The organism is Arthrobacter sp. SD1074B (assembly GCF_056780195.1).
The window spans coordinates 1,073,562-1,093,909 of record NZ_JBRAZT010000001.1 but is presented as its reverse complement, the minus strand read 5'-3'; the positions used below and the strand labels follow the sequence as shown (position 1 = coordinate 1,093,909).

Sequence of the window (20,348 nt, the reverse complement as noted above, 5' to 3'; positions counted from 1 at the left end):
GGATTGCGCAGATGAGCCAAGGTTTCGCTGCTGCGCGGGAAAAATCGCAGCCACCGCGGGGTACCCTGACGGACCCGGTCCGCTACCCCGCCGGAGCGGCGTCGCCCGTGCTGGCCAAGCGCGCCTTCCTGCTGATCCTGATGACGTTGCTGGTCCCGGGCAGTGCCCAGATTGTCGCGGGCAACCGCCGGCTGGGTCGCTTCGCCCTCCGGATCACCCTCGCGGCCTGGCTCCTGCTGGCCGCGGCGCTTGTCCTGCTGGTGGTGTCCCGGCCAACGCTTATCAACCTCATAGCCAACCCCGCCACCGCGCTGGTGCTGGTCCTCGTGCTCGCCACGCTTGCCCTCGGCTGGGCGGCGCTGTTCATCAACACCCTCCGTTTGGTCCGCCCGGTCCTGCTCGAGACCGGGACGCGCGCCGCCGTCGTCGTCGCCCTGATCCTGGCCATGCTGCTCAGCAGCGGCAGCCTGGGCTACGCGGCGTACCTGCTGAACGTCGGCAGGGACGCGATCGGCACGATCTTCGCAAACGGCCCGGCGATGGAGCCGTCCGAGGGCCGCTACAACTTCCTGATGATGGGCGGCGACGCCGGGGCGGACCGCACCGGCCGCCGGCCGGACAGCCTGTCCGTGATCAGCGTGGACGCCAAGACCGGCAAGGCCGCCATCATTTCCATCCCCCGCAACCTGCAGAACGCCCAGTTCAGCGCGGACTCGCCGATGCGCAAGATCTACCCCGACGGCTACGACTGCGGCAACGAGTGCCTCATCAACGCCATCAACACCGAGGTCACCAATAAGTACGAGGACCTCTATCCCGGGGTGCAGGATCCTGGCGCGCAGGCCACGCTGGAGGCGGTGTCCGGCACCCTCGGCATCAAGGTCCAGGCCTACGTCCTGGTCGACATGGACGGCTTCGCCAAGCTCATTGATGCGATGGGCGGCATCCGGATCAAGGCCGGGGGCTGGGTCCCGATCAGCGGCGAGACCATCGACGAAGCCAACGGCATCCACGGCATGCCGCTGGGCTGGATCCCGGCCGGCGACAACAAGCTGGACGGCTACCACGCCCTCTGGTACGGCCGCTCCCGCGAATTCGTGGACGACTACGCCCGTATCGCACGCCAGCAGTGCGTGCAGCAGGCGATGCTCAAGCAAATGGATCCGGCGACGCTGCTCTCAAAATTCGAGGGCATCGTCAAGGCCGGCACCAAGGTGGTCGATTCCAACATTTCCGCCAGCCAGCTCGGCAGTTTCGTGGATCTGGCGATGAAGTCCAAGGGCCAGCCGGTGAGCCGGCTGACGATCGGTCCGCCTGACTTCGACGCCTCCTTCCCCACGGTGCCGGACTTCACCAAGATCCACCAGGCGGTGGACAAGCTGCTGGGTCCCGCTCCCGCGGCGGGACCGGCCGACGACTCCATCCGCCAGCCGGCCGCGGCGCCCGGTCCGCTCTCGGCCGCCGGCGGCGTGGCCCAGGCAGAGCCCGGCACGCAGCCCGCGCCGTCGCCGTCGGACTTCACGCCCGTGACCACCACGCCCGAGGGCGAGCCGATCACGGAGAAGATGCTCAACGACTTCAAGCGCAACGGTGATGAGCAGTCCATCCGCAACCTGGTGGCGACCAACGGGCAGTGTGCCCCGCTCTAGGACCGGGCGCCCTGCCCTTCTTTCCAGCACGCTCCAGTCCCGGCCCGCCCCGAGCAGATAGGTATTCCGTGTACGAACTTGAGAACGTCCTCCGGCCCTACGCCTGGGGGTCCAGCACCGCGATCGCCGGCCTGCTCGGCCGGCCGGCATCCGGCGGCCCGGAGGCCGAGCTGTGGATCGGCGCCCACCCGGATTCCCCCTCCCTGGTCCGGACCGGAGCGGACGGGCCCGCGGCGGACGACGGCGGACGGCTGGCCCTGGACGGGCTGATCGCCGGTGACCCGGAGCACTATCTGGGCGGCGACAGTGTCGCCGAGTTCGGTCCGCGGCTGCCCTTCCTGCTCAAGGTCCTGGCCGCGGAGCGCCCGCTGTCCCTGCAGGTGCACCCCACGCTGGAGCAGGCGCGGGCCGGGTTCGCCCGCGAGGAGGCGGCCGGCGTCGACCGGGCCGCCGCCACGCGGAACTACAAGGACGACAACCACAAGCCGGAAATGATCTTTGCCCTGACCCCGTTCGAGGCGCTGTGCGGCTTCCGAACGGCGGTGGAGTCGAGGGCCGTGTTCGCACACGTGGCGGAGTGCTTTGACCTTGCCGGGCTGGAGTTGCCGGCCCTGCTCCCCCGGCTGCTGGATGACCTGGCGCAGCCGGACGAGCCTGCCGCCCTCCGGGCGGCTTTCGAGCGGCTGATCACCGGCGGCGCGGACGTTGCCGCGGCGACGGACGCCGTCGTCGCCGCGCTGGTGTCCGGCGCGCCGACGGGTCCGCACACGGCGGAACTGACCACGGTGGTGGACCTCAACCAGGAGTACCCCGGTGATCCCGGGGTGTTGATCTCGCTGCTGCTGAACCGGATCTCGCTGGCGCCCGGCGAGGCCGTATACCTGCCAGCCGGCAACGTGCATGCCTACCTGCACGGCCTGGGCATCGAGGTGATGGCCTCCTCGGACAACGTGCTCCGCGGCGGCCTGACGCCGAAGTTCGTGGACGTGCCGGAGCTGCTGGCCACGGTCGCGTTCGAAGCCGCCGGCGTGCCGGCGCTCAGCGCCGAGACCACCATGCTCGGCCAGGAGCTCTACCGCCCGCCGTTCCGCGAATTTGCGCTGCAGCGGGTGGAACTGCACCCGGGCGCGGAGCCGGTCCCGCTGGCGCAGTCCGGAGCCGCGGTCATCATTGTGGTCTCCGGCGCGGTCCTGCTGGACTCCCCCAAGGGCGACCTGCAGCTGGAACGCGGCGCCTCAGCGTTCCTGCCGGCCGCCGAGGCGCCGGTCAACGTGCACCCCGTCGCCGGCGCCACCGGGCCCGCCGTGGCCTTTGCCGTCACTACCGGAATGAAGGCCTGAACCGTGGATTACTTCCTGCAGGGCCCGCACTGGGCAGACGTCCAGCGCGCCCTGGGCCGCACCGTCCACGAACAGTCCGGCGACGGCTGGCGCTTCCTGGCCGTCGAGGAAAGCAACCCGGCCGGCAAACTGCTCTACGTCCCGTACGGGCCGCTGGCCGATTCGCTTGCGGCCTTCGACGCCGCCCTCGAGTCCCTGACGGCACTGGCCCGCCGGTGCGGGGCGGTGTTTGTCCGGCTGGAACCGGTCGACGCCGGAATTGCGGCTGCCGATGCCGAAACCGTGCTGGGCAGCCGCGGCCTGCGCCCCGCGCCGGCGAACCTGCAGCCCGAACTGAGCTGGATCGTGGACCTGGACCGCGACTTCAAGGACGTCCTGGCGGACATGAAGCCGGTAAACCGCAACCTCTACCGCAACATCCACAAGAAGGGCGTGACCTTCCGGTCCAGCCAGGATCCGGCGGAGATTTCGGTGCTGCTGAAATTCCTGCACCTGACCGCGGCGCGCAATGGCTTCAAGCCGCAAAGTGACGAGTACCTGAGCCAGGTTGCGCGTTCGCTGATGCCGTCCGGCGCGGCCACGCTGTTCATCGCGGAACTGGAGGGCGAACCGATCGCCGCAGCCCTGGCCTATGATTCCGCTGACACCCGCACCTATGCACATGCCGCCCTGGACGACACGCACCGGAAACTCAGCGCCGGCATCCCGCTGCTCGTGACCCTGATGTCCGATGCCAAGGACAAGGGCCTGGCGCACGTGGACCTCTGGGGTGTGGCGCCTGCGGACCAGCCCGACCACAAGTGGGCCGGTTTCACGTCGTTCAAGAAGTCCTTCGGCGGCCGCGAAATCTCCTACCCGGGGACCTGGGACCTGCCGGTGAAGAAGTTCCGCTACGGCGCGTACCAGCTCGCCCGCAAGGCCGCCCAGTCCGGGAAGAAGCTCGTCACCGGCCTGCGCACCAAGCTCCGGAAGTAGCGCGAACGGACACTTGAGGCCCCACCCCACCGCGCGAACGGACACTTAAGGCCCCACCCCTGGGAAATTTTGGGGCCTCAAGTGTCCGTTCGCGCAGTCCGCCGCAACCAAGCTGTGGATAACCCGATTGACCCGTTGCCGCCGGCGCACACTGAAGCATGGCCCGACTTCCGTTGCCGCCGGAACTGCTTGCCGGCTCGTTCACCGCCCGGGACGCCCAGGCTGCGGGCGTCTCCCGCAAGCGGACCCGCCGCCCCGATGTTTACGTGCCCTCGCGCGGGATCAGGATTCCCTCGGCGGCCCCGGACGGTCCAGCGTCCAGCCTGCGTGCCTTCTCCGCGCTCGACGACGAGTCGACGATCACGCATCACTCCGGCGGAAGGTTCTGGGCCATGGGCCTTCCGGGCTGGCTTGAGGAGGACTGGCGGATCCACGTTGCCCGGGAGCGCGACAGCAGTAAACCGCGACGGCGGAACGTCGTCGGCCACCGCCTCACGTTCCTGCCGGGCGAGGTTGTGGTGGTCAACGGCGTGCGGGTCACCTCGCCGGCCCGCACCTGGCTGGACCTGGCCGCGATCCTGACACCGGACGAACTGGTGGCGGCCGGCGACTCGATCGTCGTCGCCCACGGACCGGAGTTTCCGGTCCCCCGCGTCGCGCTGGCAACGCTGGCGGAGCTTGAACGCATGGTCGCGGCGCATCCCGGTATGCGCGGGGTGCGCACCGCACGGGCAGCCCTGCAGGACATCCGGGTGGGCGCGGACTCGCCCCAGGAAACGAAGATGCGCCTGATCCTCAGCCGGACCGGTCTGGGCGAGCCGCTGCTGAACCAGGTTATCCGCGATACCTGGGGCCGGGCCCGGGTCTGGCCCGACGCCGCCTATCCGAGCCACCGGGTAGCCCTGCAGTACGACGGCGCGCACCACGCAGACCCGCGGCAGCTCCAACTCGACGCGCGCCGGCTGGCTGTCACCGAGGGTCTCGGCTGGAAAGAGGTACGGGTCTTCAAAGAGGACCTCGAGGGCGAGCGGCCCTTCGTCGTGGAAAAGGTCCGGGCTACCCTGGGCCGCCACAACGCGGGCGAGCGGACACTTGGGGCCCCGATCCGGGTGGATTCGGGGCCCCAAGTGTACGTTCGCGCGATGTGAAGACTAGCTCTTGCGGGCGTAGCCCTCCCACTTGCTGGCCTGGTGCTCGCCGTCCACAAACCGGATGGTGCCGGACTTGGACCGCATCACGATGGACTGCGTGAGGACCTTGTCCTTGGAGTAGCGGACGCCCTTGAGCAGGTCGCCGTCGGTGATGCCGGTGGCCGCGAAGTAGCAGTTGTCGCTGGAGACCAGGTCGTTGGTGGAGAGCACCCGGTCCAGGTCGTGTCCGGCGTCGATCGCCTTCTGCTTCTCCTCGTCGCTGGTCGGCCACAGGCGGCCCTGGATCACGCCGCCGAGGGACTTGATCGCGCAGGCCGCGACGATGCCTTCCGGGGTTCCGCCGATGCCCATCAGGGCGTCGACGCCGGTACCGGCACGGGCCGCGGCGATGGCGCCGGCGACGTCGCCGTCCATGATGAACTTCGTGCGGGCGCCGGCCTCGCGGATTTCCTCGACCAGCGGGCGGTGCCGGTCACGGTCCAGGATCATCACGTTGAGCTGGTTGACCTTGACGCCCTTGGCCTTGGCGATGAGGTGCAGGTTCTGCTTGACCGGCAGGCGCAGGTCGACCATGTCGGCAGCTTCCGGGCCGGTGACGAGCTTCTCCATGTAGAACACCGCGGAGGGGTCGAACATGGAACCGCGCTCGGCCACGGCCAGCACCGCGAGGGCGTTGTTGATGCCGAGGGCGGTCAGCCGGGTTCCGTCGATCGGGTCGACGGCCACATCGCACTCCGGGCCGGTGCCGTCGCCGACACGCTCGCCGTTGAACAGCATGGGGGCTTCGTCTTTTTCGCCTTCGCCGATGACCACAACGCCGTTGAAGTGGACGGTCTGCAGGAAGGAGCGCATGGCGTCGACGGCGGCGCCGTCGGCCTTGTTCTTGTCGCCGAACCCGACCCAGTGGCCGCCGGCGATGGCCGCGGCCTCGGTGACGCGGACCAGTTCCAGGGCAAGGTTGCGGTCAGGCTCGTCGATGCCGACGGCGAGCGACGGGGAAAGCGTGGAGTACTTCTGGGTCATGGACGCTGGTGACACGTGAACCTCTTCTTCGAGTGGCGATCATTGAACCCGCGGCAGCCCGTCTCCGGCGGCCGCGGTGATTCGTCTGTTACTGATCATAGTCGCGGCGGCCTCCATCGGTCATGGAATGGCCAAACAGTGAAACGGCCCGCATCCGCCCGGCACCCTTGGGCCGAATGTGAGATCGGTCCGAAATGGGCGACTATAGAGGGGTGAATGAATTGCAGGACACGCCGCCCGAGGCCCCCGGATCGCCCTCCGGCGGAGCAGGACCCGACGCCAGCAGCGCCTCCAGCGGGCAGCCCGTCAAGCCCGTCATCCGCGCCGCCGCGGCAAAGCGGGCCAACGCCTCGGTGATCGGCATGATCATCGCGCTGGCGCTGAGCATCGGCGCCTTCCTGCCGGTGGTCTTGATGAACCCTTCGCCGAAGAGCGACGGCTACCGCCCCGACGTCAACGTCAGCGCCATCGCCCGGAACGCCGAAGGTGTGGCGGGATTCACACCGGTCGCCCCGGCAACCGGCGACACATTCCGGTCAAATTACGCCCGCTGGGAGTCCGGCTCCGGCAGCGGCGTGGCCACCTGGGAGGTCGGCTACCTGACACCCAAGGAATCTTTCATCGGCCTGGTCCAGACCCGGCAGGCGAACCCGACCTGGCTGCTGCAGCAGACCAGGAACGCCCCGGTGACCGGGACCCGCAGCGCCGGCGGCCGCGACTGGGAGCTGCGCGACACGGGCAAGGGCGAGAAGAGCATGGTGCTGGACTACCGCGGGACCACCGTCGTCCTGACCGGGCCCGCGCAGCTGGAGGAGTTCTCCGAGCTCGCCGCCGCGGTCGTGAAGTCGCTGGAAAGTAACCCGCCAGCAACCGTTTCCCCTTCGGCCACCACTGCGCCGTAAGGTAGACCCGTGGCTACTTACCTGACTCCCGCCCTCGCCTGGCGCCGCCTGCGCGAAGGCAATGAACGTTTCGTCGCCGGCGAATCCTCGCACCCGAACCAGGACGCCTCGCGGCGGTCCTCGCTCGTGGAGAACCAGCACCCGTTCGCCGTCATCTTCGGCTGCGCCGACTCGCGCCTGGCCGCCGAAATCATCTTCGACCTGGGGCTCGGGGACGCGTTCGTCGTCCGCACGGCCGGCCAGGTCATGGACGACGCCGTTCTCGGCTCGCTCGAATACAGCATCAGTGTGCTCGGCGTGCCGCTGATCGTGGTGCTTGGCCACGACAACTGCGGCGCGGTCACGGCCACCAAGAACGCGGTGGAGACCGGGGCGATGCCGGTCGGGTTCATGCGCAGCCTGGTCGAGCGCATCACTCCCTCCGTGCTGACGTCCCTGCGCAACGACCAGCACGAGGTCAACGACATGGTGGTGGAGAACGTCAAGCAGACGTCGCAGCGCCTGGTGGACAGCTCCCGGGTGATTTCCGACGCCGTCGGAAGCGGCCGCGCCGCGGTGATCGGACTGGCCTACCGCCTGGCCGAGGGCCGGGCGGACCTCGTCTCAGGAATCGGCGAACTCTAGGAGCTTCGTTTCAGCGCGGGTTCACGGTTTTCGGTGGGACGCTTGGGCCGAATAAGCTAGCCCCATGACTTCCACAGCAGATTTGAACACTGAAGAGTTCCGCATTGAACACGACACGATGGGCGAAGTCCGCGTTCCCGTGAACGCCCTGTACCGCGCCCAGACGCAGCGTGCAGTCGAAAACTTCCCGATCTCCGGCAAGACCCTGGAGCGCGCCCACATTGAGGCCCTCGCCCGGGTCAAGAAGGCTGCCGCCCAGGCCAACGCAGAACTGGGAGTGCTCGACGGCGAGCTGGCCCAGGCGATTGCGGATGCCGCCGACGAGGTTGCTGCCGGCAAGTACGACGGCGACTTCCCGATCGACGTTTTCCAGACCGGCTCCGGAACCTCCTCGAACATGAACACCAACGAGGTCATCGCCGAGCTCGCCTCCCGGGCGCTCAAGGCCGCCGGCAGCGAGAAGGTCGTCCACCCGAACGACCACGTCAACGCCTCGCAGTCCTCCAACGATGTCTTCCCGACGTCGGTGCACGTCGCCGCGACGTCCGCCCTGATCAACGACCTGATCCCGGCGCTCGGCTACCTCGCCGACTCGCTGGACCGCAAGGCCGTCGAGTTCAAGGACGTCGTCAAGTCCGGCCGCACGCACCTGATGGACGCCACTCCCGTCACCCTCGGCCAGGAGTTCGGCGGCTACGCCGCGCAGGTCCGCTACGGCATCGAGCGCATCAACGCTTCCCTCCCCCGCGTCGCCGAGGTCCCGCTGGGCGGCACCGCTGTGGGCACCGGCATCAACACCCCGGCCGGCTTCCCGGAGCGAGTCATCGAACTCCTCGCCGCCGACACCGGCCTCCCGCTGACCGAGGCCCGCGACCACTTCGAGGCGCAGGCCAACCGTGACGGGCTGATCGAGGCCTCCAGCCAGCTGCGCAACATCGCGATCTCCTTCATGAAGATCAACAACGACCTGCGCTGGATGGGCTCAGGCCCCAACACCGGCCTCGGCGAAATCGCCATCCCGGACCTGCAGCCCGGCTCCTCGATCATGCCCGGCAAGGTCAACCCGGTCATCTGCGAGGCCTCCATCATGGTCTGCGCCCAGGTCATCGGCAACGACACGGCCATCGCTTGGTCCGGCACCAACGGCGCTTTCGAGCTCAACGTCGGCATCCCCGTGATGGCCGCCAACCTGCTCGAATCCGTCCGGCTCCTGGCCAACACCAGCCGCGTGATGGCGGACAAGATGATCGATGGCATCACCGCCAACGTCGAGCGCGCCCGCTTCCTCGCCGAGGCCTCGCCCTCCATCGTCACGCCGCTGAACAAGTTCATTGGCTACGAGAACGCCGCCAAGATCGCCAAGAAGGCAGTCGCCGAGGGTCTCACCATCCGCGAGACGGTGGTCGCCATGGGCTTCCTGGAGCGCGGCGAACTGACCGAAGAGCAGCTCGACACCGCCCTGGACGTCATGTCCATGACGCGTCCGCCGCACAAGGCCTAGTCAGGCCCGGCCCCGGGGCCCGCGCGGCGCAACGTCCGACGGCGGCAGGCACCCTTCCAGCGGAAGGTGCCTGCCGCCGTCGTGCGTTGTACCCGCCCGCCCAGCTGGCCCTGCCCCGACGCCCGGATGGCCCTGCTAATTGAGGGGGACCTCGCCACCTGCCGCACGGCGCTCCTCCGGTGTGTAGGCCGAGTAGGCGGCGGCCTCGTCCAGGCTGGCGCCCGCCATGCGGGCTTCCCGCAGCCGCCGGGTTTTCGCAGACTGGCCGGAGAAGGCAGCGTCCACGTTGCCGGCCGCGTACGTCAGGGCGTCTTCTGCCCGGATGCCCAGCCCGTGCGCCGTCAGCACGGCGTCCTGGTTCGCTCCGAGGTAGGTGAACTGCCAGCCCCACTCGTGCTGCTGGCGTTCAACCAGCGCTTTGACCATGGCCCCGCCGGCCTCGCGGGAGGAATTTTCGTGGCCGTCGGTCAACACGGCAACAAGCACCGTGCCCGGGCGTTCGTGTTCGGGCAGCGCCGCCAACTCTGCGCCGGCCTCCCCGATCAGCCGCACCATGGCGTCGTGCAGGGCCGTGCTCCCGCGGGGCTGGAGCACCAGGGACGGCACATCCTGGATGTCCACCGCGGCGTAGACCCGCTCGTAGGCGTCGTCAAACTGCGCCAGCGAGAGCTTGCACCGGCCCGCCACCGCCTGCTGCTCGCGCACGAACGCCGCGAAGCCACCCACGGTGTCGTCGGCGATGGAGCTCATGGAACCGGAACGGTCCAGGAGCACGTACACGTGCGTCAGTGCTGAATCTGTCATGCTTCCCCATTTCCGGCCCGGGGGCGCGCCCCGGGCCCACTGTCGCCAGCTAAAGGGCTGGATAGCAGCAGGCTACGGCGGGGCTGCGACAATATTGCCGGAGCGGTCAGCCCCGGAAGTGCGCTGCGCCGTCCGGGTCCCTGGCCTGGTCAATTGACTCCAGGTGGCCCGGCATCAGCTCGGGGAACTCGTCCGGCCGGAACCAGCCCACGGCGAGGGATTCGTCGTCGTTGACGTGCGCCTCCCCGGAGACGTAGCGGCACCGGAACACGAGGGTCAGGAAGTGGCAGACGTCCCCGTTGGGATAGATGGTGGGGCCCACGGCGTCCACCGAGACCAGCCGCTCGGCGACGGCGACGACACCGGTTTCCTCAAGCACCTCGCGCAGCAGGCCCGGCGCCGGTTCCTCGCCCGGTTCCAGGATCCCGGTGATCAGCCCCCACTGGCCGTTGTCGGCCCGCCGGCCGAGCAGGACCCGGCCGGCGTCGTCGAACACTACGGCGCGGGCGCCGGGGATCCACAGGCTTTCGTGGCCAATCTTTTCGCGCAGTTTCAGGATGAATTCCGGGGTGGCCATGCCGCCAGCCTAACCCGCAGGCAGCAGCAGCATCGCAGCCGCGGACCCGGCCAGCATAAAGGGGCCGAAGGGGATGTCCGACTTCAGCGTTCCGCGCCGCGAGACAAGCAGGGCCACGCTCCAGAGTCCGCCGAACAGGAAAGCCGCAAAGGTTCCGGCAAAGACGTGCCCCCAGCCGAGGAACCCGAGGTACATGCCGAGCACCCCGGCGAGCTTGACGTCGCCAAAGCCCATTCCCGGCGGGTAGGCGGCCAGCAGGAGGAAATAGAACAGCCAGAGGACGGCCCCGCCGGCCACAACCCGGAGCCCCGGCACGCCGAACAGACCGGCTCCCGCATCGGCCGCGGCCGCGCCGACCAGGAGCACGCCGGCGACCGCGTAGGAGGGAAAAATGATCCGGTTGGGCAGCAGGTGGTGCCTGACGTCGATGACCGTTAGCCGCGCAGCCATCACCGTGAAGTACGCGCACGCCAGCAGCACCAGCCAGAAGGCCAGCGGGGCGGCTCCCCCGAGTTCGCCGAGTCGATGGATCATCCCTCGGATGCTACTGGATACTGCCGCCCCCGCGCCGCTCCCCCGCGCGGCTGTGTGACTGGCGGCCGCGGGGACCCGCCGCTAGGCTTCCGGGATGACTGTCCCTGACTCCTACTGGCCCCCGTTCGCCCTCTCGCTGGCCACGCCCCGCCTGACGCTGCGGCCCATCCGGGATGAGGACATCCCGGCGGCGATGCAGGCGGCCCTGGAGGGCGTCCACGAACCCGGCCGCAGCCCGTTCAGCCGGCCCTGGGCGGAAATGCCGGCCGAGGAGCTGGGCCCGAACATGGCGCAGTGGTACTGGCGCTGCCGCGGAAATATGTCGCCGCAGGAATGGACCCTGCTGCTCGGCATCTGGCACGACGGCGAGTTCATCGGCTGCCAGGACGTCGAAGCCAAGGACTTCGCCACCCTGAAGACGGTCGGCACCGGCTCCTGGCTCACCCGAAGCGTGCAGGGCCGGGGGCTGGGCAAGGAGATGCGCGCCGCCGTCGCCCTCTACGCCTTCGACTGGCTCGGCGCCGAAGTCGCCGAATCCGAGGCGGCCGCCTGGAACCAGCAGTCCCTGGGCGTCTCCCGTTCCCTCGGCTACGAGCTCAACGGCGTCACCCGCGCCAACTGGGGCGGCAAACGCCAGGACGCGCAGCGGGTCCGCCTCACGCCCGCCACCTTCAAGCGCCCGGACTGGACCCTGGAAGTCGAAGGCCACGGGCCCACGGCAAAGTACCTGGGGATCGGATAACGGGGCCACGGCGTCCCGCCTGGGAAAAGAGGTTCAGCAAGCCGGTCCGCGGATCCTTCGCGTAGTCGCACATCGGCCCCAGAGGTCGCCCCGCGACCGGCGGGGGCCGATGGGACGTGTCTAAGCGACGGCGAAGGTGCCGCGGCCCGGCGAACCCGACCACGGCCCCGGACCGAAGCGGGCTGAAGGGGACAGGGCCTTAGATCTCCGCCCCCTCAAGCATGTCCGTCACCAACGCAGCGATCGGCGAGCGCTCGGAGCGGGTGAGGGTGATGTGGCCAAAGAGCGGGTGGCCCTTGAGGGTCTCGACGACGGCGGCCACGCCGTCGTGCCGTCCCACCCGCAGGTTGTCGCGCTGGGCGACGTCGTGGGTCAGGACGATCTTGGAGTTCTGGCCGATCCGGCTCATCACCGTCAGCAGCACGTTCTTTTCGAGCGACTGCGCCTCGTCCACGATCACGAAGGCGTCGTGGAGTGAACGGCCGCGGATGTGCGTGAGCGGCATGACCTCCAGCATGCCGCGGTCCATGACCTCCTCGACCACTTCCTGGCTCACCAGCGCGCCGAGCGTGTCGAAGACGGCTTGGGCCCACGGGTTCATCTTTTCGGACTCGGAGCCGGGCAGGTAGCCGAGCTCCTGGCCGCCGACGGCGTAGAGCGGCCGGAAGACGATCACCTTGCGGTGCTCCCGGCGTTCCAGGACGGCTTCGAGCCCGGCGCACAGGGCCAGCGCGGACTTGCCGGTGCCGGCCCGGCCGCCCAGGGACACGATGCCCACGGACGGGTCCATCAGGAGGTCGATCGCGAGCCGCTGCTCGGCCGAGCGTCCGTGCAGGCCGAAGACGTCCCGGTCGCCCTTGACCAGGCGGACCTGCTTGTCGGCTCCGACGCGGCCCAGGCCGGAGCCGCGGTTGGAGAGCAGCACCAGCCCGGTGTTGACCGGAAGTTCGGCCGCGGCGGGGATAAAGACGGGTTCGTGGCCGTAGAGGGTGGCCACCTCGTCCTCGGTGGCGTCGATCTCCGCGATGCCGGTCCAGCCGGAATCCTTGACGAGCTCGTTGCGGTACTCGTCGGCCATCAGGCCCATGGCGGAAGCCTTGACCCGCATTGGCAGGTCCTTGGACACCACGGTCACGTCGCGGCCCTCGTTGGCGAGGTTCTTGGCGACCGCGAGGATCCGGCTGTCGTTGTCGCCGCCGCGGAATCCGGCCGGCAGGACCTCGGCGGAAACGTGGTTCATCTCGACCATCAGGGTGCCTCCGTCGCGGCCCAGCGGGATGGGGCGGTCCAGGCCGCCATGCTCGACTCGGAGGTCGTCGAGCAGCCGCAGCGCCTTACGGGCGAAGTAACCCAGTTCCGGGTCGTGCCGTTTGCTTTCAAGCTCGGTGATGACGACGATCGGCACAATGACTTCGTGTTCGGCGAAGCGCAGCAGCGCCCGTGGATCCGAAAGCAGCACGGAGGTGTCGATCACGTAGCTTCGGGCAGTCTCCCCCGCTATTCCTTCCCCGGAAACAGCGGGACCGGCCGCAGCGTCGACATGCGCTGTGCCGGTCTGTGAGGTGGCTCGCTTGGCGCGAGAGGTAGCTTTCCCGCCCTGGTCAGAGATGACGCCGGGCAGTTTTCCAGAAATAGCCACATCGACTCCAGCCCCGGGCCGCCGGCCCGGAATTGTTATTGGTGAGGCGGCTCGGCCGTGAGGCCGGACGCGGCCTCCCGTACACCCGGTGCGAACTTCCGCTCCATGTACTGGCCTCCCCGATCAGCCGGCGGTTTGCCCGCTGATGGGATTAACGTACGTCCGCGCCGAGGACATTGCCCGCCTATTTTTCGGCGATTCCTGTGGCCATCGGGTGAAGCCCGGATGAACCGCGTCAGGAGCCGAAGCGGCGCTGCCGGCCGGCGTAGTCGCGCAGGGCACGGAGGAAGTCCACCTTGCGGAACGCGGGCCACAGTGCTTCACAGAAGTAGAACTCGCTGTAGGCGCTTTGCCACATCAAGAAACCGGAGAGCCGCTGCTCCCCGGAGGTGCGGATCACGAGGTCCGGGTCGGGCTGGCCGCGGGTGTAGAGGAAGCGGGAGATGTCGTCGACGCTGAGTTCGTCGGCCAGCTTGCCGATGTCGGCGCCGCGGGCGACGGCGTCGTGCAGCAGTTCGCGGACGGCGTCGACAATCTCCCGGCGGCCGCCGTAGCCGACGGCGACGTTGACGTGGATCTTTTCGTGCACGGGGGTGCGGGCGGTGAGTTTGTTGAGCCGCTCGGCGAGGTAGTCCGGCAGCAGCTCCGGGGCGCCCATGGCGTGGACCGAGATGTCGGCGTCCTCGTCGAGGCGGTCCAGGGTGTTGGCGATGATGCCCATCAGCAGGTCCAGCTCTTCGCCGGAGCGGTTCATGTTGTCCGTGGAGAGCATGTACAGCGTGACGACCTTGATCCCGAGCTCCTGGCACCAGCCGAGGAATTCGTGGATCTTGTCCGCGCCGGCCTGGTGGCCCTGGCTGGTGGGGGCATTGAATTGCCGGGCCCAGCGCCGGTTGCCGTCAACCATCACGCCGATGTGTTTGGGGACGCGCTCCGGGTCGAGGGACCGCTGGAGGCTGCGCTCGTAGAAGCCATACAGGAACCCGGGCAGTTCCATCCGGAGATTCACCTGGCTTCCTTGGGGTCTGACGGCAGTGCATTCCTAGGCTACCCGGCAGACGGCTCCTCCCGCGCGCACCGGGTGCGATTTGCACCCGACAGCTTTGTTACTCATGGGTAACTTACCGGACCGTAGGTTATTATGGCGGGATGGAGAGCACCAGTCCCGAGCCCGGACCCGAGCGGTCCGCGGACAGCGGCACCCGCCCCGCGCGCCAGGACAACAGCCCGGTGGACGACGCGGCCGCCAGGATTGCCGAACTCATGATGATCAAGCCGAAATGGCGGGGTTGGATCCACACCGTGACGGCGCCGCTGGCCTTCGCCGCCGGCCTGGCCCTGGTGCTTCTGGCCCCCACCACCGAGCTGAAAATCGCCTCGGCAGTCTATGCGCTCACCGGCGTGCTGCTCTTCGGGGTCAGCGCCGTCTACCACCGCGGGAACTGGTCCCCCGGCGTAAAAATCGTACTGAAACGGCTGGACCACACGAACATCATGCTGGTCATCGCCGGCAGCTACACGCCGCTGGCCTGGGCGCTCCTGGCCCGGCCCACGGCCGTCACCCTGCTGTGGGTGATCTGGTCCGGCGCCGTGCTGGGCGTTCTCTTCCGCCTGCTCTGGACACACGCTCCGCGCTGGCTCTACGTGCCGATCTACATCGCCCTGGGCTGCGGCGCCCTGTTCTACCTGCCGGATTTCTTTGCCGCCAGCGTTCCCGCCGCGGTGCTCATCTGCGTCGGCGGCGCCCTCTACATTGCCGGCGCCGTCTTTTACGCGCTGAAAAAACCCAACTTCAGCTACGAACACTTCGGCTTCCACGAGCTGTTCCACGCCTTTACCGTCTTTGCCTTTGCCGCGCACTACATAGCGATCGCGATCGCCGTCCTCGGCTGATCGCTCAGCCCGGCCGGCCCGCGGCGATGAGTTCCGGGAGCTGGCGCATGTCGTGGAAGATCGTGGTGCCGGGGCCAGCCAGCCATTCCGCCGGGGTCACGCCGCCCGCATAGGCGAACACGTGCATCCCCGCGGCCCGCGCCGCCTGCACGCCGTAGGCGCTGTCCTCGACGACGGCGCAGCGGTACGGCGCCGTCCCGAGCGTCCCGGCCGCGTGCAGGAAGAGGTCCGGGGCGGGTTGCCGTTGGCGACTTCGGTGGCGCTGAAGATGCGGCCGGCGAAGCGGTCCAGCAGGCCGGTCCGGCCCAGGGTGCGCTGCATCTTGGCGTGGCTGCCGCTGGAGGCTACGCAGTGCGGAAGCCGGATCCGGTCCAAGGCCTCCTCCACGCCGTCGACGGCGGTGAGGTCCCGTTCGAAGGCCTCGTGGTACCACGGCTCGTAGCTCCGGTCCCAGCCTTCAGCCAGTTCGATGCCCAGCTCCCGTTCCACGGTGGCGATGAAGTTGGCCTCGCTCCGGCCGACAAAGCGCCGCACGATCTCCTCGATCTCCAGCTCCCAGCCGAGATCGGCCAGCACCCGCTGGTCCACCCGGACGGAGAGTACCTCGGAGTCCACCAGGACGCCGTCGCAGTCGAAAACCACCAGTTCGAAGGGGTGCGGGGCCACCGGGGTGTGAGTCATTCAGCCATGCTAGCCAGCCGGTCCCGGATCGCCGCGACAGACCGCGCCGGGAGCGTGCACACCATGCCGCGGCACAGGTAGGCCAGCGGCGCCCCGTCCGGTGCCGCCGCCCGGTCTCGCAGCAGGGGTACCTGCGCGCCCTCGCCCTCCGCGGCCGGATCCTGCAGCGCAATCACCAGCCCGGGGCTGGGCGAGCGCAGCAGCGCGCGGTGCAGTGCCGCCCGCTGCGGCGTGTCGGCCCCGACCACGGCGGCCTCCACCGGGCCGGCGAGCGCGGCCTGCGCCGTCGCCAGCAGCCACCCGGCCACCCGTGGCGCGGTGCCTGCCAGCGGCGGCAGCAGGGTCAGGATGTTACCGGCCATGGCGCGGTGTTCCGCGGATCCGGAGAGGGCCGCGGAGGACAGCAATGCCCCGGCAAACGCGGCCGCGCCGCTGGGGGTTGCGTTGTCGAACGGGTCCATTCCCGCCCGGCGGCCCTGGGCGTTGAAGACCTGCGCTGACTCGCCGGCAGCATCGCGCAACACCCCGCCGGCAGCGAACCGCGTGCAGGCCGCCGCCAGGATGGCACCGGCCAGGGCGTACCGGCGGGTCCGCCCGGTCACCGCGTAGAGCGCGAACAAGCCGTCCGCGCAGAAGGCATAGTCCTCCAGCAGGCCGCCGATGCCGCGGGCGGCCCCGTCGTGGGACACCCGGACCAGCCGGCCCGGCTCCGCCCCGGCGCCCGGGCTCCAGTGCACCCGCTCGAGGTAGCCCGCGATCCGTTCGGCGGCGCCCACCAGCTCCGGCCGGTCCAGCACGGCGCCGGCCTCCGCCAGGGCCGCGACGGCCAGTCCGTTCCAGCCGGCCACCACTTTGTCGTCCCGGGCAGGCTGCGGCCGCGCCGCGCGGGCCCGGCGCAGCACTGGCCGCACCCGCTGCCACAACCCGGTTTCCGGGCCGTCCAGCGCACGGCCGGGATGCAGCGGCGAACCGGCTTCGGAGACGGTGCCCGCCTCGTGGACATGCATCAGCCGGGCCACGGCCGGGCCGTCCGCAGGCCCCAGCAGCGCCGTCAGTTCCGCGGGGGTCCACAGGTAGCTGGCACCCTCGGAGTGTTCCCCGTCCACCACGGTGTCCGCATCGAGGGAGGACGCCAGCGCCGCGGCGCCGCCGTCACTGCCGTGGGCCGCCCGGGCCTGCGGGGCGTCCGTGTCCGCGAGCCCCAGCGCGGACAGCATCCAGTCCGCGGTGCTGCCGGCGACGGCGGCGGCCTCACCGGCCGGGTAGACGTCCGTGCCGCCCAGCCGCACCCAGTGGATGTAGCAGCGCAACAGCTGGGCGTTGTCGTAGAGCATCTTCTCGAAGTGCGGAACCGACCAGTCGCGGGTCACGGAGTAGCGGGCGAAGCCGCCGTCGAGCTGGTCGAAAAGGGCCGAACGCGCCATCGCTGCGAGCGTGCGGCCGGCCAGGTCCCTGGCCGCCTCCGCGGTCCCGGAGCCCGCGGCCGCGTGCCGGAGCAGGAATTCCAGGACGGCCGACGGCGGGAATTTGGGGGCGGCGCCGAAGCCCCCTGCGGCATCTTCGGTTCGTGCCAGCGCACGCACCGCCTCGGAGAGCAGCGCCGGGTCAAGGGCTGGCGGGGGCACGTCGAGCCGAACGGCGGAACCGGACTGGGCCGCGGCGATGCCGCGCGCCAGGGACTCGGCGTTCTGTTCGAGGGCGCTGCGGCGTTCCAGCCAGGCTTCGCGGACCGCCTCCAGCACCTGGCGGAAGGAGGGCCGGCCGGGCATCGGCCGGGGCGGGTAGTAGGTGCCCGCGTGGAACGCGCGGCCGTCGGGCAGGAGGAAAACGGACATCGGCCAGCCGCCTTCGCCGCTGATGGCCTGGGTGGCGGCCATGTAGACGGCGTCGACGTCGGGACGTTCCTCCCGGTCCACCTTCACGGCGACGAAATGGGCGTTCAGGTAGTCGGCGGTGTCCTGGTCTTCGAAGGACTCGCGGGCCATGACATGGCACCAGTGGCACGCCGCGTAGCCGATTGACAGGAACACCGGGACGTCGCGGGCGGCGGCGAGGGCGAAGGCCTCGTCGCCGAAGGGTTGCCAGTGCACGGGGTTGCCGGCGTGCTGGCGAAGGTACGCAGAGGGTTCCCGGCCCAGGGCGTTGGCTGCCCCGGGCCGGGCCTCGGCGGGGCCGCGGTCAGCGGTTCCCGGATCCTGCGTCACCGTTGGGCTCCGGCCGGGTGTCGGCCTCGCGGGCCGGCGGGCGGGCAGCAGGGCTGCCGCTTCCCGGCATCCCGGCGTCGTTGTGCCAGTCGGTTCCGATCTGCCGGACGCCGGATTCCCGGCCCTGGCCGGCTTCCTCGGCAGCGGCGCGCTCTTCCTCCACCTGGGCGCGGTACCTGACCCGACGGATCCGGCGCACCATGTCCACAATCAGCAGCGCCGTGAGCACCACGATGAACGCAGTCAGCAGGAAGCCCAGCAGCCCCGGGGTGACCTGGTCCTGGTTGAGCCCCGGGCGCAGCGACGGCGTCGGCGTGGGCGCCGGGGATGTCGCCAGGGCGGTGAGCAAGGAATGCACGGTGGAAACCTTCTGTGGGGAGCGTCTTCTGCGGGTCTTCCACTGCCACTCTTCTACGCGGCATAGAAGTCCCTGCTGGATCTATCTTAGCCCGGCGAAGAAGTCGGTTTCGGGCAGGTCCGCGGGGACCCGGGACTGGATCAGCGAGTAGTCTTCCCATGGCCAGGTCTGCCGCTGCATCGCCGGCGACACGGCGAAGAAGAATCCCTCCGGATCGATCTGGGTCCGGTGCGAGCGGAGGGCGTCGTCGCGGGCTTCAAAGAAGTCCCCGCACTCAATCTGCGTCGTGGTGGGGTGCGTGGGCGCCGGCGGGGTGTGCCCCTCGGCGTCGGCCTCCAGCCACGCCGCGAGCCGCTCGGCATATGGCGACTGCAGCCCGGCTTCTTCCAGGGCGTAGTGCAGGGCGCGGAACCGTTCGGGGCTGAAAGCCCGGTCGTAGTAGAGCTTGCTGGGTTCCCAGGCTTCGCCGGTTCCGGGGTACCGGGCCGGGTCGCCGGCGGCCTCGAAGGCCTCGACGGCGATGCGGTGCGCCATGATGTGGTCCGGGTGCGGATAGCCGCCGTTTTCGTCGTAGCTGAGGATAACCTGGGGCTTGAACGCGCGGACCAGCCGGACCAGCGGCGCGGCGGCCCGCTCCAGCGGCAACGTGGCGAACGAGCCGACGGGCAGCGGCGGCAGCGGGTCGCCTTCCGGCAGGCCGGAGTCGACGAAGCCCAGCCAGCGTTGGCGGATTCCGAGGACCTTGGCCGCGTTGTCCATCTCCAGCCGGCGGGCGCCCGCCATGTCCCGTCTGGGGTGCGGCGCGCTTTCCATGGCCGGGTTCTGGATGTCGCCGCGGGACCCGTCGGTGCAGGTGGCCACCATTACGTCGATGCCGGAGGCGGCGTACATGGCCATCGTCGCGGCGCCCTTGCTGGACTCGTCGTCGGGGTGGGCGTGGACGGCGAGCAGCCGAAGCGGGGCTGACGGGCTGGGGGACGCTGTCATCGTGGGACGGCTCCTCTTTCTTCTGCGGGTTCGGTGCTGTACGGGCGGAACAGCGGTGCGGCGATTCCTCCGCCCGATCCACACTAAGCTGGACTGGTGACTTCCGAGGAGCAGCCCGCCGCGCCCGCGCCGGCATCTACCAGCCTAGCCAATCGCTACGGCGGCCAAAAGCGCGCGCTGGGCGGCCGGATGAAGCGGAACATCCTCATTGTCGCCCTCACCGCCGGGATCGGCTTCATCGCCTGGATTTCGACGTCGGCGGCCACCGAATCCGTCAGTTTCAAGGACATCGGCTACAGCACCCCCGACGCCACCGTGGCAGAGGTCGATTTCCAGGTCACCAAGAACCCGGAAACCGCCGCCAAATGCGCCGTCAAGGCCCTGGACTCCAAGTTCGCCGTGGTCGGCTGGAAAGTCGTCGACGTCGGCCCCAACGCTGCCGACGCCGGCGCCGACGGCGGCCGCACCACCGTGCACCGGGTGAACGTCCGCACCGAATCGCAGTCCGTATCCGCCGTCGTCGACAACTGCTGGATTCCGGACGCCGCAAAGTAGTTGTCCGCCGGCGGAAGCGTCGGCGGCACCGTCCCGCCCGCGCGGCGCCGGAGCAGCCCGCGGCGTAACACAGTGTGATCTGCGCCGCAGGAGTTCTTGGGTTTATCCACAGCATTGACTACAATGGATCAATACCTCTGCCCCGCTGAGCTGGTTACTGAGATCCATAAGTGGCCACCGTGGCGGGGTCTTTGCTTGTTTGACCAGCT

Annotated in this window: 19 protein-coding genes and 1 pseudogene; 10 read left to right on the top strand and 10 right to left on the bottom strand. The window is 69.4% G+C overall.

The annotated features are described in order from the left end of the window. Positions 1-11: 11 nt before the first annotated feature. The 4 genes from ACUYM2_RS05235 to ACUYM2_RS05220 all read left to right on the top strand — a co-directional run bounded on the left by ACUYM2_RS05235 (position 12) and on the right by ACUYM2_RS05220 (position 5,112). On the top strand, positions 12-1,649 hold the full coding sequence (locus tag ACUYM2_RS05235; protein ID WP_481599112.1) for an LCP family protein: 1,638 nt from the start codon (positions 12-14) through the stop codon (positions 1,647-1,649). 68 nt (positions 1,650-1,717) lie between these two features. Further along, entirely contained in the window at positions 1,718-2,989 is a 1,272-nt protein-coding gene (gene manA, locus ACUYM2_RS05230; protein WP_481599111.1) for a mannose-6-phosphate isomerase, class I, read from the top strand. Between the two features lie 3 nt (positions 2,990-2,992). Continuing rightward, a complete protein-coding gene (locus ACUYM2_RS05225) occupies positions 2,993-3,964 on the top strand; it encodes a lipid II:glycine glycyltransferase FemX (RefSeq protein WP_481599110.1) in 972 nt (323 codons plus the stop codon). Between the two features lie 158 nt (positions 3,965-4,122). Further along, positions 4,123-5,112, top strand: coding sequence for a hypothetical protein (locus ACUYM2_RS05220; protein WP_481599109.1), 990 nt, complete (start codon positions 4,123-4,125; stop codon positions 5,110-5,112). A 3-nt stretch (positions 5,113-5,115) separates the two neighbouring features. Here ACUYM2_RS05220 and glpX read toward each other — a convergent pair whose 3' ends face one another. After that, positions 5,116-6,138, bottom strand: coding sequence for a class II fructose-bisphosphatase (glpX, locus tag ACUYM2_RS05215; RefSeq protein ID WP_175322845.1), 1,023 nt, complete (start codon positions 6,136-6,138; stop codon positions 5,116-5,118). A 212-nt stretch (positions 6,139-6,350) separates the two neighbouring features. Between glpX and ACUYM2_RS05210 the strand changes: the two genes are divergently transcribed. The 3 genes from ACUYM2_RS05210 to ACUYM2_RS05200 all read left to right on the top strand — a co-directional run bounded on the left by ACUYM2_RS05210 (position 6,351) and on the right by ACUYM2_RS05200 (position 9,165). Continuing rightward, positions 6,351-7,040 carry a DUF4245 domain-containing protein gene (locus tag ACUYM2_RS05210; RefSeq protein ID WP_481599108.1) on the top strand — a complete coding sequence of 230 codons (690 nt, stop codon included), beginning with the start codon at positions 6,351-6,353 and terminating at the stop codon, positions 7,038-7,040. A gap of 9 nt (positions 7,041-7,049) precedes the next feature. Then, positions 7,050-7,664, top strand: coding sequence for a carbonic anhydrase (locus ACUYM2_RS05205; RefSeq protein ID WP_481599107.1), 615 nt, complete (start codon positions 7,050-7,052; stop codon positions 7,662-7,664). 64 nt (positions 7,665-7,728) lie between these two features. Continuing rightward, entirely contained in the window at positions 7,729-9,165 is a 1,437-nt protein-coding gene (locus ACUYM2_RS05200; RefSeq protein ID WP_479779204.1) for a class II fumarate hydratase, read from the top strand. Positions 9,166-9,300: 135 nt separating this feature from the next. Here ACUYM2_RS05200 and ACUYM2_RS05195 read toward each other — a convergent pair whose 3' ends face one another. From ACUYM2_RS05195 to ACUYM2_RS05185, 3 genes are all read right to left on the bottom strand, one after another. Continuing rightward, on the bottom strand, positions 9,301-9,969 hold the full coding sequence (locus ACUYM2_RS05195) for a VWA domain-containing protein (protein ID WP_481599106.1): 669 nt from the start codon (positions 9,967-9,969) through the stop codon (positions 9,301-9,303). Positions 9,970-10,075: 106 nt separating this feature from the next. Then, positions 10,076-10,546, bottom strand: coding sequence for an NUDIX hydrolase (locus ACUYM2_RS05190; protein WP_481599105.1), 471 nt, complete (start codon positions 10,544-10,546; stop codon positions 10,076-10,078). Between the two features lie 9 nt (positions 10,547-10,555). Then, entirely contained in the window at positions 10,556-11,080 is a 525-nt protein-coding gene (locus ACUYM2_RS05185; RefSeq protein ID WP_481599104.1) for a prepilin peptidase, read from the bottom strand. 94 nt (positions 11,081-11,174) lie between these two features. Here ACUYM2_RS05185 and ACUYM2_RS05180 point away from each other — a divergent pair, with 94 nt between their 5' ends. After that, positions 11,175-11,822: a GNAT family N-acetyltransferase gene (locus tag ACUYM2_RS05180; protein WP_481599103.1), complete on the top strand. Its 648-nt coding sequence runs from the start codon at positions 11,175-11,177 to the stop codon at positions 11,820-11,822. Between the two features lie 199 nt (positions 11,823-12,021). Here ACUYM2_RS05180 and ACUYM2_RS05175 read toward each other — a convergent pair whose 3' ends face one another. Together ACUYM2_RS05175 and ACUYM2_RS05170 are read right to left on the bottom strand one after the other, a co-directional pair. Then, positions 12,022-13,461, bottom strand: coding sequence for a PhoH family protein (locus ACUYM2_RS05175; protein ID WP_481599102.1), 1,440 nt, complete (start codon positions 13,459-13,461; stop codon positions 12,022-12,024). A 235-nt stretch (positions 13,462-13,696) separates the two neighbouring features. Next, positions 13,697-14,458, bottom strand: coding sequence for an isoprenyl transferase (locus ACUYM2_RS05170; RefSeq protein ID WP_346959534.1), 762 nt, complete (start codon positions 14,456-14,458; stop codon positions 13,697-13,699). A 152-nt stretch (positions 14,459-14,610) separates the two neighbouring features. Here ACUYM2_RS05170 and trhA point away from each other — a divergent pair, with 152 nt between their 5' ends. Continuing rightward, positions 14,611-15,354, top strand: coding sequence for a PAQR family membrane homeostasis protein TrhA (trhA, locus tag ACUYM2_RS05165; RefSeq protein ID WP_481599101.1), 744 nt, complete (start codon positions 14,611-14,613; stop codon positions 15,352-15,354). A gap of 103 nt (positions 15,355-15,457) precedes the next feature. On the opposite strand, the pseudogene ACUYM2_RS05160 reads toward trhA, so the two are convergent. The 4 genes and pseudogenes from ACUYM2_RS05160 to mca all read right to left on the bottom strand — a co-directional run. Next, positions 15,458-16,035, bottom strand: a pseudogene (locus ACUYM2_RS05160) (HAD family hydrolase); the annotation flags it as partial. Then, a complete protein-coding gene (locus tag ACUYM2_RS05155) occupies positions 16,032-18,239 on the bottom strand; it encodes a thioredoxin domain-containing protein (protein ID WP_481599100.1) in 2,208 nt (735 codons plus the stop codon). The pseudogene ACUYM2_RS05160 and the gene ACUYM2_RS05155, both read right to left, overlap by 4 nt. Continuing rightward, complete coding sequence (locus tag ACUYM2_RS05150; protein ID WP_481599099.1) at positions 18,214-18,597, bottom strand: hypothetical protein; 384 nt, start codon at positions 18,595-18,597, stop codon at positions 18,214-18,216. The genes ACUYM2_RS05155 and ACUYM2_RS05150 overlap by 26 nt, the downstream gene beginning before the upstream one ends. An 81-nt stretch (positions 18,598-18,678) precedes the next feature. Continuing rightward, complete coding sequence (gene mca / locus ACUYM2_RS05145; RefSeq protein WP_481599098.1) at positions 18,679-19,584, bottom strand: mycothiol conjugate amidase Mca; 906 nt, start codon at positions 19,582-19,584, stop codon at positions 18,679-18,681. A 96-nt stretch (positions 19,585-19,680) separates the two neighbouring features. Here mca and ACUYM2_RS05140 point away from each other — a divergent pair, with 96 nt between their 5' ends. After that, on the top strand, positions 19,681-20,139 hold the full coding sequence (locus tag ACUYM2_RS05140; protein ID WP_481599097.1) for a DUF4307 domain-containing protein: 459 nt from the start codon (positions 19,681-19,683) through the stop codon (positions 20,137-20,139). The last annotated feature ends 209 nt before the right edge of the window (positions 20,140-20,348 follow it).

Bases quoted from the DNA above. Each gene is read 5' to 3' on its own strand.
- ACUYM2_RS05190 (WP_481599105.1), bottom strand. From the start codon at position 10,546: ATGGCCACCCCGGAATTCATCCTGAAACTGCGCGAAAAGATTGGCCAC.
- ACUYM2_RS05185 (WP_481599104.1), bottom strand. From the start codon at position 11,080: ATGATCCATCGACTCGGCGAACTCGGGGGAGCCGCCCCGCTGGCCTTC.
- ACUYM2_RS05220 (WP_481599109.1), top strand. From the start codon at position 4,123: ATGGCCCGACTTCCGTTGCCGCCGGAACTGCTTGCCGGCTCGTTCACC.
- mca (WP_481599098.1), bottom strand. From the start codon at position 19,584: ATGACAGCGTCCCCCAGCCCGTCAGCCCCGCTTCGGCTGCTCGCCGTC.
- ACUYM2_RS05235 (WP_481599112.1), top strand. From the start codon at position 12: ATGAGCCAAGGTTTCGCTGCTGCGCGGGAAAAATCGCAGCCACCGCGG.
- ACUYM2_RS05170 (WP_346959534.1), bottom strand. From the start codon at position 14,458: ATGGAACTGCCCGGGTTCCTGTATGGCTTCTACGAGCGCAGCCTCCAG.
- trhA (WP_481599101.1), top strand. From the start codon at position 14,611: ATGGAGAGCACCAGTCCCGAGCCCGGACCCGAGCGGTCCGCGGACAGC.
- ACUYM2_RS05195 (WP_481599106.1), bottom strand. From the start codon at position 9,969: ATGACAGATTCAGCACTGACGCACGTGTACGTGCTCCTGGACCGTTCC.
- glpX (WP_175322845.1), bottom strand. From the start codon at position 6,138: ATGACCCAGAAGTACTCCACGCTTTCCCCGTCGCTCGCCGTCGGCATC.
- ACUYM2_RS05200 (WP_479779204.1), top strand. From the start codon at position 7,729: ATGACTTCCACAGCAGATTTGAACACTGAAGAGTTCCGCATTGAACAC.
- ACUYM2_RS05180 (WP_481599103.1), top strand. From the start codon at position 11,175: ATGACTGTCCCTGACTCCTACTGGCCCCCGTTCGCCCTCTCGCTGGCC.